Annotated in this window: 14 protein-coding genes; 11 read left to right on the forward strand and 3 right to left on the reverse strand. The window is 70.7% G+C overall.

All coding sequences use genetic code 11. The features are described from left to right. Positions 1-55 precede the first annotated feature (55 nt). A complete protein-coding gene (locus ACGFZS_RS40285) occupies positions 56-1,111 on the forward strand; it encodes an alcohol dehydrogenase catalytic domain-containing protein (protein WP_393799304.1) in 1,056 nt (351 codons plus the stop codon). After that, on the forward strand, positions 1,108-2,271 hold the full coding sequence (locus tag ACGFZS_RS40290; protein ID WP_365695242.1) for an acyl-CoA dehydrogenase family protein: 1,164 nt from the start codon (positions 1,108-1,110) through the stop codon (positions 2,269-2,271). Before ACGFZS_RS40285 ends, ACGFZS_RS40290 begins: the two co-directional genes overlap by 4 nt. Before the next feature lie 46 nt (positions 2,272-2,317). Here the strand turns inward: ACGFZS_RS40290 and ACGFZS_RS40295 are convergent, their stop codons facing one another. After that, the gene (locus ACGFZS_RS40295; RefSeq protein ID WP_393799305.1) at positions 2,318-3,025 is read right to left on the reverse strand and encodes a TetR/AcrR family transcriptional regulator; all 708 of its coding nucleotides are present in this window, start codon (positions 3,023-3,025) and stop codon (positions 2,318-2,320) included. 190 nt (positions 3,026-3,215) lie between these two features. Here ACGFZS_RS40295 and ACGFZS_RS40300 point away from each other — a divergent pair, with 190 nt between their 5' ends. Next, positions 3,216-5,201 (forward strand): pyruvate dehydrogenase complex E1 component subunit beta, encoded by a 1,986-nt coding sequence (locus ACGFZS_RS40300; protein ID WP_393799306.1) that lies wholly within the window; start codon positions 3,216-3,218, stop codon positions 5,199-5,201. A 158-nt stretch (positions 5,202-5,359) separates the two neighbouring features. Here ACGFZS_RS40300 and ACGFZS_RS40305 read toward each other — a convergent pair whose 3' ends face one another. Beyond that, the gene (locus ACGFZS_RS40305; RefSeq protein ID WP_393799307.1) at positions 5,360-6,406 is read right to left on the reverse strand and encodes a cyclase family protein; all 1,047 of its coding nucleotides are present in this window, start codon (positions 6,404-6,406) and stop codon (positions 5,360-5,362) included. 165 nt (positions 6,407-6,571) lie between these two features. On the opposite strand from ACGFZS_RS40305, the gene ACGFZS_RS40310 reads away from it, so the two are divergent. Next, positions 6,572-6,970, forward strand: a complete 399-nt coding sequence (locus ACGFZS_RS40310; protein WP_393799308.1) for a nuclear transport factor 2 family protein — start codon at positions 6,572-6,574, stop codon at positions 6,968-6,970. A 50-nt stretch (positions 6,971-7,020) separates the two neighbouring features. Continuing rightward, a complete protein-coding gene (locus ACGFZS_RS40315; protein ID WP_393799309.1) occupies positions 7,021-7,413 on the forward strand; it encodes a nuclear transport factor 2 family protein in 393 nt (130 codons plus the stop codon). Positions 7,414-7,498: 85 nt separating this feature from the next. Here ACGFZS_RS40315 and ACGFZS_RS40320 read toward each other — a convergent pair whose 3' ends face one another. Continuing rightward, positions 7,499-9,160: a flavin-containing monooxygenase gene (locus tag ACGFZS_RS40320; RefSeq protein ID WP_393799310.1), complete on the reverse strand. Its 1,662-nt coding sequence runs from the start codon at positions 9,158-9,160 to the stop codon at positions 7,499-7,501. 276 nt (positions 9,161-9,436) lie between these two features. On the opposite strand from ACGFZS_RS40320, the gene ACGFZS_RS40325 reads away from it, so the two are divergent. From ACGFZS_RS40325 to ACGFZS_RS40350, 6 genes are all read left to right on the forward strand, one after another. Beyond that, positions 9,437-9,853: a carboxymuconolactone decarboxylase family protein gene (locus ACGFZS_RS40325; RefSeq protein ID WP_359223754.1), complete on the forward strand. Its 417-nt coding sequence runs from the start codon at positions 9,437-9,439 to the stop codon at positions 9,851-9,853. A gap of 64 nt (positions 9,854-9,917) precedes the next feature. Beyond that, positions 9,918-10,658: an SDR family NAD(P)-dependent oxidoreductase gene (locus tag ACGFZS_RS40330; protein WP_355727718.1), complete on the forward strand. Its 741-nt coding sequence runs from the start codon at positions 9,918-9,920 to the stop codon at positions 10,656-10,658. Positions 10,659-10,907: 249 nt separating this feature from the next. Further along, the gene (locus ACGFZS_RS40335) at positions 10,908-12,098 is read left to right on the forward strand and encodes an NAD(P)/FAD-dependent oxidoreductase (RefSeq protein ID WP_393799311.1); all 1,191 of its coding nucleotides are present in this window, start codon (positions 10,908-10,910) and stop codon (positions 12,096-12,098) included. Between the two features lie 18 nt (positions 12,099-12,116). Beyond that, positions 12,117-12,311: a ferredoxin gene (locus tag ACGFZS_RS40340; RefSeq protein WP_266423071.1), complete on the forward strand. Its 195-nt coding sequence runs from the start codon at positions 12,117-12,119 to the stop codon at positions 12,309-12,311. Positions 12,312-12,362: 51 nt separating this feature from the next. Beyond that, positions 12,363-13,601 carry a cytochrome P450 gene (locus ACGFZS_RS40345; protein ID WP_393799312.1) on the forward strand — a complete coding sequence of 413 codons (1,239 nt, stop codon included), beginning with the start codon at positions 12,363-12,365 and terminating at the stop codon, positions 13,599-13,601. A 105-nt stretch (positions 13,602-13,706) separates the two neighbouring features. Next, a complete protein-coding gene (locus ACGFZS_RS40350) occupies positions 13,707-14,651 on the forward strand; it encodes an SDR family NAD(P)-dependent oxidoreductase (RefSeq protein WP_393799313.1) in 945 nt (314 codons plus the stop codon). Positions 14,652-14,942 lie beyond the last annotated feature (291 nt).

Below are 14,942 nucleotides of genomic sequence, written 5' to 3' on the forward strand. Positions count from 1 at the left end.
CACCACGGCGCCGCAGCCGAACGACGACGCACGACGACACGAAAGGGGTGCCCCCATGAAGGCACTGCGCTGGCACGGCGCACAGGACCTCCGCCTCGAAGAGGTCCCCGACCCTCCCGAGCCCGCCCCGCACGAGGCGGTCGTGGAGGTCTCCTGGTGCGGAGTCTGCGGCACCGACCTGCACGAGTTCCTCGAAGGCCCGCACATGATCCGCACCGGCCCGCACCCCCTCACCGGTGCCGAGCCGCCCCTCGCCCTCGGTCACGAACTGAGCGGCACCGTCGTCGCGCTCGGCACCGCCGTGCCCGGCATCGCGGTCGGCGACCGCGTCACCGCCGACCCCGTCTGGCGCTGCGGCGTCTGCTTCTGGTGCGCGCGCGGCGAGTACCACATCTGCCCCAGCAGCGGCTCCGTCGGCCTCGCCTCACCGGGCGGCTTCGCCGACCGCGTCACCGTACCGATCGCCGGCCTGACCCGGCTGCCCGACAACGTCACCGACGAGATGGCGGCGGTCGCCGAACCGCTGGCCGTCGGCCTGCACGCGGTGACACGTGCCGGTGTGCGGCCCGGCGACAACGTCCTGGTCGTCGGCGGCGGACCGATCGGCGTCGCGGTCGTCCTCGCGGCCCGCGTCGCCGGCGCGGCCGGTCTCTACGTGAGCGAACCCCTCAAGGAGCGCCGCGAGATGCTGCTCGGCCTCGGCGTCACCGAGGCCTTCGACCCGGCGGAGACCGACGTGCGCCGCGAGGTGTTCCTGCGCACCGGCCGGATCGGCCCGGACGCCGTCATCGACGCGACCGGCGTGCCCCGGCTCGCCGCCCAGGCCGTCGCCACCGTCCGGCGCGGCGGCCGGGTCGTGCTCGCCGGAGTCGGCCACGGCAGCGTCGAGTTCGACATGGGGCAGCTCGTCTTCTACGAGCGTTCCGTGCTCGGCACGCTCGGCTACAACTTCGACATTCCCCGCGTGATCGACCTGATGAGCACCGGGCGCCTGGACGCCTCGGCGCTGGTCACCGGACGTTTCCCGCTCTCCGCGGGAGCCGGGGTCTTCGCGGACCTGGCCGCAGACCGGGCCCGCCACCTCAAGGTTCTGCTGACCCCGAAGGGATGACCGACATGGATTTCGACCTGCCCGAGGAGACTCTCGCTCTCAAGGAGATGGTGCGTGAGTTCGCGGCCAAGGAGATCACTCCGCACGCGGCCCAGTGGTCGGAGAACGAGGAGTTCCCGACCCAGGTCTTCACCAAGCTCGGTGAACTCGGCCTGATGGGCATGCTGGTGCCCGAGGAGTACGGCGGCGCCGGCTCCGACATGGTCACCTACGTCGCCGTGATGGAGGAACTCGGCGCCGCCGACCAGTCGGTGGCCTCCTCCTGGAACGCCCACTCGACCATCGCCACGCTGCCGCTGCTCGCCTACGGCACCGAGGAGCAGAAGCACCGCTGGCTGGCCCCGCTGGCGGCCGGCGAGGCCATCGGCGCCTTCGGTCTGACCGAGCCGGAGGCCGGTTCCGACGCGGCCGGCATCGCCACCACCGCCCGCCGGGTGGACGGCGGCTGGGTGATCAACGGCACCAAGATGTTCATCACCAACGCCGGCACCGACATCAGCCAGGGCGTCACCATCCTCGCCGTCACCGGCCGGGAGGAGGGGGGACGCAAGCGCTACGCGACCTTCTACGTCCCGACCGGCACCCCCGGCTACACCGTCGGCCACAAGCTGAAGAAGCTCGGCTGGCACGCCATGGACACCCGGGAACTGGTCTTCGACGGCTGCTTCGTCCCCGACGACCACCTGATCGGCGAGGAGGGCGGCGGCCTGCGCCAGTTCCTCTCCGTCCTCGACAAGGGCCGCATCAGCGTCGCCGCGCTCGGCCTGTCCCTGGCGAAGGCGGCGCTCGGTCTGGCGGTCAAGCACGCCACCGAACGGCACCAGTTCGGCCGTCCGCTGTCGGACTTCCAGGCCGTCGGGCACAAGATCGCCGACATGGGCACCGAACTGGAGGCCGCCCGCTGCCTGGTCTACCGGGCCGCCTGGCTCGCCGACCAGGGGCGCCCGCACAGCACCGCGTCCGCCATGGCCAAGCTCTACGCCTCCGAGGTCGCCAACCGGTCCGCCTCCCAGGCCGTCCAGATCCACGGCGGCTACGGCTATGTCCGGGAGTCGGAGATCTCCCGCTTCTACGCCGACGCCAAGATCCTGGAGATCGGCGAGGGCACCAACGAGATCCAGCGCAATGTCATCGCCAGGGCGCTGGTCAGCGAGGCGTGAGCCGGTTCCCGCGGTGTGCGTCGGTACACCGCGGGACCGTCGTCCGTCAGCCGGCGGCGGGCACCTGCTCCCACTCGGCCTCCGGGTCGAGCGGAAGCCCGGGCCGCTCGCGCTTGAACGCCTCCGCCTGCTCCTCGACCCTCGGCAGGGCGTGGTCCGGCGCGCCGAACCCGCGGAACAGGGTCGCGCAGTACTCCCGGGACAGGAACGGCGCGTCCCACTGCCCCTCCGGCCGCACCCACTGGTAGGTGTGGTTGTGCAGGTTCAGGAACTGCAGGGTGGCCAGGCGCGGCGAGGTCTGCCGGAAGACGCCCTGGACCATGGCCTCCGAGAGCAGCCCGGAGATCAGCTCCTCGAAGTCGGAGCGCTGCCCGAGCAGGGTCTTGAGCTCGTCGCCGCTGAGACTGCGGTAGTCGTGCTCGTAGACCCAGATGTGGTCGAGCCGCCGGAAGATGATCGTCAGCAGCGACTCCGAGAGGAGCCGCAGCCGCAGCAGGGGCTCCTCGTCCAGGTCCGCGATCTGGCGGGCGCGGGCGAGCAGCGGCCCCATCACCCGGGACTGGATCTCGACCAGCAGGTTCTCCTTGGAGCCGATGTAGTAGTACAGCGCTCCCTTGGCGAGCCCGACCGCACGACCCAGGTCGTTGATGGAGGTCGCCGCGTACCCCTGCTGTGCGAACAGCGAGGCCGCGATGTCGATGATCTTCTGGCGTCTGACCTCGAAACCCGGTCCATGGCCCGGCGGACGTGGCATGGATTCCTCTCCCCGCGTGATGTGACGACGTGTCGATTGAAACAGGCTCCCGGGCCCGCGTCGAACAGCCTTCGGCACATCCGGGGGAAGCGGACTCCAGGGCGTCGTTCCAGTTTGCTAGACCAAACGGTACATTAAAACATGGAATACAGACGGCCCGGCCGTCTCTGTGAGCATTGCGAGGACGCGCATGACGCAGGTACCGCAGCACACCGGCTCCGCCCCAGCGGACGACCTCCTGGAAATGTACCGCCGTATGCGGCGCATCCGGCGCTTCGAGGAACGGGCGTCCGATCTGTACAAGGCGACGGAGATACCCGGCTTCCTGCATCTGTCCATCGGACAGGAGGCCAGCGCCGTCGGCGCCTGCTGGCCGCTCACCGAGCGCGACGGCATCACCTCCACCCACCGCGGCCACGGCCACGTCCTGGCCAAGGGCCTGGACGCCGCCCCGATGATGGCGGAGCTGATGGGCAAGGACGCCGGCACCAACCGGGGCCGCGGCGGCTCGATGCACATCGCCGACCCCGGCATCGGCATCTACGGAGCCAACGGCATCGTCGCCGCCGGACTGCCGATCGCCGGGGGCGTCGCCACGGCCGCCAAGCTGCGCGGCCGGGGCGACGTGGTGGTGGCGTTCTTCGGGGACGGCGCGGTCGCCCAGGGCATGTTCCACGAGGCCGTCAACCTGGCCGCCGTATGGGACCTGCCGGTCGTCTTCCTCTGCGAGAACAACCACTACTCCGAGTTCTCGCCCGCCGCCGAACAGCACCGCGCCACCCTCGCCGCCCGCGCCAACGGGTACGGCATCGGCTACGAGCACGTCGACGGCAACGACGTCCTCGCGGTGAAGACGCTCCTGACGGACGTGGTGGCACGGCTGCGGACGGGCGGCGGACCGGTCCTGGTGGAGGCCGAGACCTACCGCTGGCACGGCCACTACGAGGGCGACCCCGAGCGCTACCGCCCGGCCGAGGAGGTCGCGGCCGCCAAGGAACGCGACCCGCTGATCATCGCGCGCCGGCACCTGGCGGCGGCCGGGGTGGCCGCGGCCCTCGTGGACGCCGTCGACGAGGAGATCGACAAGGAGATCGAGGCGGCCGTGGAGTGGGCCCGGAGCCTGCCCGAGCCGGCCCCCGAGACGCTGTACGACTTCGTCTCCGCCCCGCGTACGGCCGTACCCGAGCCCGCCCCCGCCCAGGGGGAGATCTTCCGCACCATGGACGCCGTACGCCTCGCCCTGGAGCACGAACTCACCGCCGATCCGGACGTGTTCGTCGCCGGCATCGACGTCGGCGCGGGCGGCAACGTCTTCGGCCTCACCCGGGGCCTGGCCCAGGCCTTCCCGGGCCGGGTCCGGGACACCCCGATCAGCGAGAGCGCGATCCTCGGCGCGGCGGTGGGGGCGGCCATGGCCGGGATGAAGCCGGTCGTCGAGATCATGTACATGGACTTCATCGGCGTCTGCCTGGACATGCTGCTCAACCAGGCCGCCAAGCTGCGCTTCATGACCGGCGGCCGGGCGAGCATGCCCCTGGTCGTGCGCACCCAGTTCGGCGCGGGCCGCTCCTCCGGCAGCCAGCACTCCCAGTCCCTGGAGGCCCTGCTCGCGCACATCCCCGGCCTCACCGTGGTGATGCCCTCCAACCCGGCCGACACCTACGGCCTGCTGCGGGCCGCCATCCAGGACCCCAACCCGGTGGTCTTCGTGGAGAACCGCCTCCAGTACGGCTTCAAGGGCCCCCGCCCGCCGGCCGACCACCTCGTCCCGCTGGGCCGGGCCAAGGTCGTCAGGGAGGGCACCGACGTCACCCTGGTCTCCTGGTCGCGGATGGTCCAGGACTCCCTGGCGGCCGCGGAACTGCTCGCCGCCGAGGGCGTGAGCGTCGAGGTGGTCGACCTGCGCACGGTCGCCCCGCTGGACCGCGAGACCGTCCTCGCCTCCCTCGCCAAGACCAACCGGCTGGTCATCGCCCACGAGGCGGTACGGGACTTCGGCATCGGCGCGGAACTGTCGGCGCTCGCCGTCGACGAGGGCTTCTGGCACCTGGACGCGCCCGTCACCCGGGTCGCCCCGCCGCCGATGCCGGCCCCCTACACCCCCGCCCTGGAACGGCTCTGGCTGCCCTCGCGCGACACCATCGCCGACACGCTGCGACGGATCGCGGCGGTGTGACCCACGGGCCGCACGGCGCATGACGAAGGGGTGCCCCCGGGACCGGATCCCGGGGGCACCCCTTCGTCATGGTGTGTGTGCTTCGTGGTGTCCGCCGCCGGCCCGACTTCGTCGGCAGGACAAGGGAGGGCCGGCGGCGGTCCGGCCGTGACCGTGGATCAGACGGTCGCGACCGGAGTCAGCGGACTGCCCTGCGTGCCGGGCAGGTTCAGCGGGGGAGCGGTGAGCAGGAAGCGGCTGCGGTTGTGCTCGCGCAGCCACGCCGCCAGGTCGTGCAGGTACCACAGCTCGCCGAGCGGGACGCCCAGCTTGAACAGGCACAGGTGGTGGATCGGGAGCAGGGTGTGCCGGCCCTGGGCCTGGGTGACGCCCACGCCCTCGACCGCGTAGTTGTCGGAGATCAGCGCCGACATCTGCGAGTCGGCGATCCACTTGAGGATGTCCGGGTCGTCCGCGTCGAGGTACGCGGCGGTCTGGTGGATCGCTACCGGGTCCGGGTTCTTCTCCCAGGCGAGGATCTGGGTGGCGAAACCGGTGTGCAGCAGCACCATGTCGCCGGGCTCCACGGTCACGTTGTCCGCGGCCATGATCTCCTGGAGCTGCTTGTAGCTGACGGCCTGGTAGCCGGTGCCCAGGTGGTGGGCGATGTCGATGAGGACGCCGCGGCCCTGGACGCCGTGCTCCGCCATCTTCTCCAGGCCGAGGTGGCGGGCGAAGCTGACGCTCCCGCTGCCGTCGCCCTTGGCGTCCTCCCGCGGTCCCACCAGGTCGGTGCCGGGGCGGAAGCCGTTGTAGTAGACCGGCTCGGCCTCGCCGTCGCCGTCGGCGTCGAACTCGGCGCCCTGGTGGGCGAGGGAGTCCCACTGGGTCGAGTACTGCAGCCAGAGGGTCACCACGTCGTCGGACCAGACGTCGATGAGATCCGGGCTGATCTGGTCGCGCGCGACGACGTTGTAGAAGACGTCCTGGTTGTGCGCGAGGTCCTCGGTGGGCTTCAGGATCGGCGGGTAACGCCGCTGGTTGAGCGAGGTCCCGCCCGGGTAGTCCAGCGGCAGGCTCAGGCTGAAGGTGACCCCGTGCTCCACCTCGCGCACGCCCTGGAGCACCTTCTCGGCGGTCAGCAGGTTGATGCGCCCGAGTTCGTCGTCCTCGCCGAAATCGCCCCACGTCGATCCCGGCGGCCGCTGCTTCCAACGCTTCGTCACGATAAAACGCCTCCTTAGACGACGGTCCCCGTCGACGGTCGTGGCCGCATGCTATTTCTAATGTACCGAGTGGTCAACTAGTGGGACGGCTTGGAATTGAGGCTTCATATTGCCCGCTTCGATCAATAGACTGACTGGTCGAAACGTCTACCGCTTGGAGAGGCAATGAGCGAATCCACACCGGCGTGGGTCGCGGCCGGGGTCCGTGCCGTGATCGGCGCGCACACCCAGGCCCAGGACACCGGCCGCACCGACGACATCGTCGCGCTGTACGCGCCCGACGGGATCCTGGAGCTGCCCGGCATGGACCCGGTGCGCGGGCACGACGCCCTGCGCGCGGCCTTCAAGGGCTGGGCCCCCACGCAGCCGCAGCTGCACCTCGTGGGCAACACCGTCGTCACCTCCTCCGGGCCGGACGAGGCGACCGCGAAGAGCGACGTGGCCTTCTTCCAGCGGGGCGAGTCGGGCTGGGCCCCGCAGGTCGTCGGCCACTACGAGGACACCCTGCGGCACGTCGACGGCACCTGGCTGATCCAGCGCCGCGTGACCGTCTTCCAGGCGTAGTCCGCCCCCGTCCGCTCCCATCCTTCGCCCCTGCTGAGAGAAGAAGACACATGACCATCTCCGCCGAAGAAGCCCTGGCCGGCGTGCAGTCCGTCATCGCGGCCTACGCGCACGCCATCGACGCGGGCGACGCCGGCAGCGTCGCCGACCTGTTCACGGAGGACGGCGTCTCCGAGATCGCCGGCCAGGGCACCTTCGAGGGCCGTGCGGCGATCCGTGCGGCCTACGGCGCCTTCAAGCCGCAGGCTCCGCAGCTGCACCTCGTCGGCAACACCGTCCTCACCTCGCCCCCCGGCGAGGAGGTGACGGCCACCAGCAACCTGGTGTTCTTCGCCCGCGGCGAGCAGGGCTGGGCCGTCCAGCTCGTCGGGAGCTACGAGGACACGGTGGCCCTCGTGGACGGGGCCTGGCAGTTCCGCAAGCGGGTCACGTCCTTCAGCTGACCCTGCCGGACGACCCGGCACCGCCGAGCGCCCGTGCCGCCGGTCCCGTCCTGTGACGGGACCGGCGGCACGGGCGCCGCTGTGTTCAGTCCCGCTTCTCCGCCTTGGCGAAGGAGAACGCGGGGAAGTCGTTCTCCACGGACTCGTTGATCAGCTCCTGGAGCTTCCACCGGCCGGTCGGGTTCAGCAGCTGCTTGATCGCCTTGCCGGGGATGTTCGCCCCGTAGAAGTAGCTGCTCTTGAGGAAGGAGGACTGGCCCTCGCTGTCGTTGACCAGGTTCGTCCACTCCTCCTCCGCGGCCGCGGTGACCGCGACGACGTCATGGCCGCGGTTGCGGGCGTGCGCGAGCACGTCCATCACGTAGTCGACCTGGTCGCCGGAGTAGCGCGGGTTGTTGCCGAGCGCGCCGTGCGGTCCGCCGGGGAAGAAGAAGTTCGGGAAGCCGGCGGTCGCGACGCCCAGGTACGTCGACGGACCGTCCCCCCAGTGGTCCTTGAGCGCGAGCCCGTCACGGCCCCGCACGCCCAGCCGGTTCAGGGCGCCGGTGCCGAAGTCGTATCCGGTGGCCCAGATGATGATGTCGACCTCGTGCACGCCCTCCGCGGTCTCGATGCCGGTCTCCGTGATCCGGACGATCGGCGTCTCGTTGATGTCGACGAGGTGGACGTTCGGCTTGTTGTACGCCTCGTAGTACCCGGTGCCGAACGGGGGCCGCCGGCCGCCGTAGCCGTGCCCCTTGGGGATCAGCTTCTCCGCCGTCGCCGGGTCCTTGACGATGGAGCGGATCTTGGCGGCGATGAAGTCGCAGAACTCCTCGTTGACCGTGGGGTTGGTGGTCATGTCGTAGTAGTGCTCGGAGAGCTTGGTGAAGCCGGGGCTGTTCCACTTCTGCTCGTAGAACTCCTGCCGCTGCTCCGGGGTGTCCTCCAGGCCCGAGCGCATGGTGATCTGGTGCAGGAACCCGCTCACCGAGGTGTTCAGCGTGTCGCGGATGGACTCGAAGTTCGCCTTCAGGTCCGCCTGCTCCTCGGCCGTGATCGGCCGGTTGTTCAGCGGCGTGAGCCAGTCGGCGACCTTCTGGTACACCGTGACGGAGGCCACCTCGTCGGCGATCGCCGGGACGATCTGGACCCCGCTGGAGCCGGTGCCGATCTGGGCCACCCGCTTGCCGGCGAAGTCCACCGGCTCCTTCGGCCACCGGCCGGTGTGGTGCTGCTCACCGCGGAAGTCCGCACGGCCGGGGATCTCCGGGATGAACGGCACCGAGAGGATGCCGGTCGCCGCGACCACGAACCGCGCCCGGCGCTCCGTGCCGTCCTCCGTGCGGACCGTCCAGGTGCCCGACGGCTCGTCCCAGACGGCCGCGGTCACCTTGGTGCCGAAGGAGATGTGGCGGCGCAGGTCGAACCGGTCGACCACGTGGTTGAAGTACCGCTCGATCTCCGGCTGGCCGGCGAAGTGCTCCGACCACTCCCACTCCTCCCACAGCTCCTTGGAGAACAGGTAGCCGTAGGTGTAGCTCTCGGAGTCGAAGCGGGCCTGGGGGTAGCGGTTCCAGTACCAGGTGCCGCCCACACCGGTGCCGGCCTCGATCAGGTGGGCCGAGAAGCCGGCCTCGCGGGCCCGGTAGAGCTGGTAGATGCCGGTGACACCGGCACCGATCACGAGTACGTCGACCACGCCCTGCTCCGGTGCCTGCGCCTGGGCGCCGGTCGCTGCCTCCGGCACCTTCGTCGATTCGCTCATCTGCCCTCCAACGTGACAGGGGCCGCTGCTCCCGCGTGCGCCTTGAATGATGTTTCGACCAGTCGGTCGAATATTCAGGCCGAGCGTAGGGGAGGGGATGGGCCCGATCAATGGTCCGGGGGCGCGGGTTTTGGGGTTCCCCCGGAGATCTCGCCGTACGGCGGGCTCGGTCCGCGGTGCGGACGGCCGGATCGGCGCGATGGATTGATTGTACCGACCGTTTGAATTAACTTTCGCTCAGGCGAACCGCACAATGTCGTGGCAGAGGAGTCGCACATGACGACCGAGGACGTCCAGGAACCCACCGCAACGGGGCCCGGGGCCACCGCCGATCTGCGAGCCGCCGGCTGGAAGGCCATGCGCGCGGCCCTGCCCGGGGTCTTCCCGGAGGGGGAGGTCGATCTCCGCGACGGCCGTCTCGGGGAGGAACTGGTCGACATCGGCCTGACCAGTGTCTGGGGTGCGATCTGGGGCCGTGAGGGGCTCGCGCCCCGGGACCGCAGCCTGGTCACGCTCGGCCTCCTGATCGCGCTGGGCGCCGAGACCGAGCTGAAGACACACGTCCGGGTCGCGCTGACCAACGGACTGACCAAGGACGAGATCGCCGAGGTCATCTACCACTCCGCCGGCTACGCGGGCTTCCCCCGCGCGGTGGGGGCCCGCACCGCGGCGCGTGAGGCGCTGGGCGAGTGACGGGCGCCGTACGGCACCACCCGTCCCCGGCACACCGCACGCATCAGGCACACAAGGAGCACGCATGACACTGCAGGGAAAGGTCGCGGTCGTCACCGGCGGCGCCCGCGGCATCGGACGGGCGATCGCGATCGTCCTCGCCTCGCACGGCGCGGCGGTCGCCGTCTGGGACCTGAACGCCGAAGGCGCGGAGAAGACCGTCGCCGAGATCCAGGAGGCGGGCGGCACCGCGATCGCCGTGGCCGGTGACGCGGCCGACGCCACGGCCGTCGCCGCCGCGGCGGCCCGGACCCGCGAGGAGCTGGGCGCCGTCACGATCCTCGTGAACAACGCCGGCACCACCGCCTATGTGCCGTTCACCGGCATCAGCGAGGCCGCCTGGGACCGCATGATCGGCATCAACCTCAAGGGGCCGTTCCTGGTCACCAAGGAACTGGTGCCGGACATGCTGGCGGCCGGCTGGGGCCGGATCGTCAACATCTCGTCCTCGTCCGCGCAGACCGGCGCCCCCGCGATGGCCCACTACGCGGCTTCCAAGGGCGGCGTCATCGGCCTCACCCGGGCCCTCGCGATCGAGTACGCCGACAAGGGCATCACCGTCAACCACGTGCCGCCGGGCTTCATCGACACCCCGCTGGTGCGCGAGGGTCCGGTCGACGTCGAGGCGGCCGCGGCCACCATGCCCATGAAGCGGGCCGGGCAGCCCGAGGACATCGCCCACGCGGTGGCCTATCTCGCCTCCGAGGAGGCCGGTTACGTGACCGGCCAGAGCCTCAGCGCCAACGGCGGGCGCTACCTCGTCTGAGCCCCGCCGGCCGCACGACCGGCACGCTCGCCGTCTTCGTCGGGCCTCGCGGGACGGGCACCGCCCTTCGCGCGAGGCGCCGACCGGGCGTCGGCCGCGTCTTTATCTGGACCTTTATGCGGACCGAATTGATTCTGCCGACCGGTCGGTCTATTTTTCAGAGACGGACACCGCACCACGGACCCAAACGGAGTCACGCATGACGATCGACGACATCACCAGGGGGAACACGGCCGGCGAGGTGCTCGCATGACGGCCCCCGACCGCGTGCTGGTGGTGGGCGCCTCCGCGTCCGGACTGACCACCGCGGAGGCGCTGCGGCGCAAGGGGTACACCGGCGCCCTCACGGTGCTCGGCGACGAGCCGCACGTACCGTACGACCGCCCCCCGCTGTCCAAGCAGGTGCTCGCCGGGGAGTGGGAACCCGACCGGGCGGCCCTGCGCACCGAGGACGTCCTGTCGGCGCTGGACGCCGAGTTCGTGCTCGGCGACCCGGCCGTCGCACTGGACCCGGCGACCCGCACCGTGCGCACCGAATCCGGCCGCGAGCTGACGGCCGACGCGGTCGTGATCGCCACCGGTGTACGGGCACGGCGGCTGCCCGGCCAGGACGCGCTCGCCGGGGTGCACGTGCTGCGCACCCTCGACGACGCCCTGGCCCTGCGCAAGGACCTGCTCTCCGGCCGGCGGCTCGTGGTCGTCGGCGAAGGCGTCCTCGGCTCCGAGATCGCGGCCACCGGACGCAAGCTCGGCCTGGACGTCACCCTGACCGGCCCCCTCGACGCGCCCATGGCGCTGCAGGTGGGCCCCCTGGTCTCCGGCGTCCTCGCCGAACTGCACACCGAACGCGGCGTCCGGCTGCGCCTGGGCAACGGCGTCACCGGGCTCACCGACGACGGCGCGGGCCGGGTGGCGGGCGTCCGGCTCGGCAGCGGCGAGACGCTGCCGGCCGACGTGGTGGTCGTCGCGATCGGCGCCGTCCCGGCGACGGAGTGGCTCTCGGACAGCGGGCTGCGGCTGGACAACGGCGTGCTCTGCGACGCCACCTGCCGGGCCGCGGACGGGATCTACGCGGTCGGCGACGTCGCCCGCTGGCACCACGAGTGGCTCGGCCGCCCGGTCCGCCTGGAGAACCGTACGAACGCCACCGAACAGGCCATGGCGGTGGCCGCGGCGATCCTCGGCGACGACCGGCCGTACGCGCCGGTCCCGTACTTCTGGACGGACCAGTTCGACGCCAAGCTCCAGGTGCACGGTTTCCTGCCGCCCGAGGCCGAAGTCGACGTCGTCGAGGGCGATCTGACGGCCCGTCGTTTCGTCGCCCGGTACCGGCTGGACGGCGTCGTCACCGGCGTCCTCGGCTGGAACATGCCCAAGCAGGCCCGGATGCGCCGACAGGAGATCGTCGACGCCTTCCGTACCCCCACCCCCACCCCCTGAACGAGCTGGAGAGATCCCATGAAGGTTGTCGTCGACGAGGAGAAGTGCGTCGCGGCCGGACAGTGCGTGGCCGCCGCCATGGACGTGTTCGACCAGCGCGAGGACGACGGCATCGTCGTCGTGCTCAACGAGAACCCGCCCGCGGAACTGGCCGACGAGGTGCGCAACGCTGCCGCGGTGTGCCCCGCGCTGGCCATCCGCATCGAGGAATAGCCCGATCCGAGCCCCCCTCCTTCCCCCCACCCCATCACCGTAGGAGAACCCATGGCCGAGGCAGAGGCCCGAACCGCCCCCGACGAGCAGGTCTACTACTACCAGGACGACCGGGACGCCAAGTGCCCGTTCGCCCCGGCGCCGGGGCTGCGCGCCCTGAACGAGACGGGCCCGGTCTCCCGGGGCCGGATCTGGGACGGCAGCACCCCGTGGCTGGTCACCGGACACGCCGCACAGCGCGCGATCCTGTCCGACCCCCGGGTCAGCTCGGACGACAAGCAGGCCGGGTTCCCCTACCCGAACCGGGCGATGGCGGAGACGGCACACCTCCACCCGCTCACCATCTTCAACGCGGACGGCGCCGACCACACGCGGATCCGCCGCATGATGACCCGGCCCTTCACCCGCCCCCGGATGGAGGCGCTGCGCCCGGAGATCCAGCGGATCACCGACGACCTCATCGACAAGATGCTGGCCGGCCCCAAGCCGGTCGACCTGGTCCACGCGATCTCGCTCCCGCTGCCCTCGCTGATGATCTGCGCACTGCTCGGAGTGCCGTACTCCGACCACGAGTTCTTCCACGAGCACGCGTCCTTCGCCACCCGCAGCGACAAGACCACCGAGGAGCAGAACCGCGCCAACGAGGCGCTGGGCGGCTACCTGGCGGCTCTCCTCCAGAAGAAGATGGAGGAGCCCGGCGAGGACGTGCTCTCCGACTTCGCCGCCCGCATCAAGGACGGCGACCTCACGCTTCCCGAGGCGACCCTGCTCTCCATGATCCTGCTGATCGCCGGTCACGAGACCAGCGCGACCATGATCACGGTGGGCACGGCGCTCCTGATGGACAATCCCGAGCAGCTGGCCAGGCTGCGCGAGGTCGAGGACACCAAGGACGCGGCGCCCGCCGTCGAGGAGATCCTGCGCTATCTGACCGTCGCCCAGTTCGGGCAGCGCCGGATCGCCGCCGAGGACTTCGAGTTCGAGGGCGCCGAGATCAAGGCCGGCGACGGCATCGTCGTCCCGCTGCCCGCCGGCAACTGGGACCCGGAGGCCTTCCCCGACCCGGAGAAGCTCGACCTCGCCCGCGACTCCCGCCACCACCACGCCTTCGGCTGGGGCATCCACCAGTGCCTCGGCCAGCAGCTCGCCCGCATCGAACTCCAGGTGGTCTACGGCACGTTGTACCGGCGCATCCCGACCCTGCGCCTCGCCGTCGACCGGGACGAACTCGACTTCCGGGGGGCCGACGCGCTCGCCTTCGGCATCAGCGAGCTGCCCGTCACCTGGTAACCGGGGCGCCCGCCCCACGGGTTCGCGCCCACCGCCGGTTCCGCCCGCCCGGACGGGACCGGCCTCCGTATCCCGCACGCAACCGCCGCACAACAGGAGTCAGGCATGAGCAAGTTGAGCTTCGAAGGACGCGTCGCCGTGGTCACCGGCGCGGGTCGTGGCATCGGCCGGGCCCATGCCCGTCTCCTGGCGGCGCGTGGGGCGAAGGTCGTCGTCAACGACCTGGGCGGCTCCATGGAGGGCGACGGCGCCGACGCCGGTCCCGCGCAGAAGGTCGTGGACGAGATCGCCGCGGCGGGCGGCGAGGCCGTCGCGGACACGCACGACGTCTCCACGCCGGCCGGCGGACAGGCCATCGTCGACACCGCGATCGAGCACTTCGGCCGCATCGACGTCCTCGTCAACAACGCCGGGATCATCCGGTACGCGGGCCTGCCCGACATCGATGCGGAGAACCTTGAGCGCCACCTCTCCGTGCATCTCGTCGGCTCGTTCAACACGATGCGCGCCGCCTGGCCGCACTTCGTGGACCAGCGCTACGGCCGGGTCGTCCTGACCACCTCCAGCGGCATGTTCGGCATGGACAACAACCTGTCGTACGCGGCCGCCAAGGCGGGCACGGTCGGTATGGCCCGCAGCGCGAAGCTGGCGGGGGAGCCGCACAACATCAAGGTCAACCTGATCGCGCCGGCCGCGATGACCCGGATGGGCGGAGGCCCCGAGGAGGAGCCCGCCGAGGCCGCCCCGGGCATGCCGTACATGCCGTCCGACGCCGTCGCGCCCATGGTCGCCTACCTCGCCCATGAGAGCTGCCCGGTCAACGGCGAGATCTACACCGCCGGGGCGGGCCGCTTCGCGCGCGTCTTCCTCGCCTCCACGGAGGGCTACGCCCACGAGGGCGGCCCGGCCTCGATCGAGGACGTGGCCGCGAACTGGGAGGCCATCAACGACGAGAAGGGCTACTACGTCCCCGCCGACCTGATGGCCTGGACCGGGGCCTTCCTCAAGCACCAGCTCGGGCAGCTCGGGACGGGGGCCGCGTCGTCCTGACCCGTACGGCCAGGATCTGACGCCCTGTTCCCTCTGTCTTCCTGATTTCCTGTCTTCCCTGTTCTCTCGATGCCGCGCGAATTATTACATTCGCGCGGCATTTTTCTGTTGGTGGGGAAGTGACCGTGCTCGTCGGAAATTCTCCTGTCCGAAGGATTGATTGTACCGACCGTTAGGTCTACGTTACGTGCGAAGCCGGGCCCGCTCCGCATCCCGCGCTTCGTACGGGCCGACGAGCTACGTCGGCGTTCCGGATCGGCCGGCTCATCCCTGTGCCCGTCCGATCTCCCC

It is taken from the genome of Streptomyces sp. NPDC048288 (assembly GCF_043201555.1).
In the GTDB taxonomy this organism is placed as follows: Bacteria; Actinomycetota; Actinomycetes; order Streptomycetales; family Streptomycetaceae; genus Streptomyces.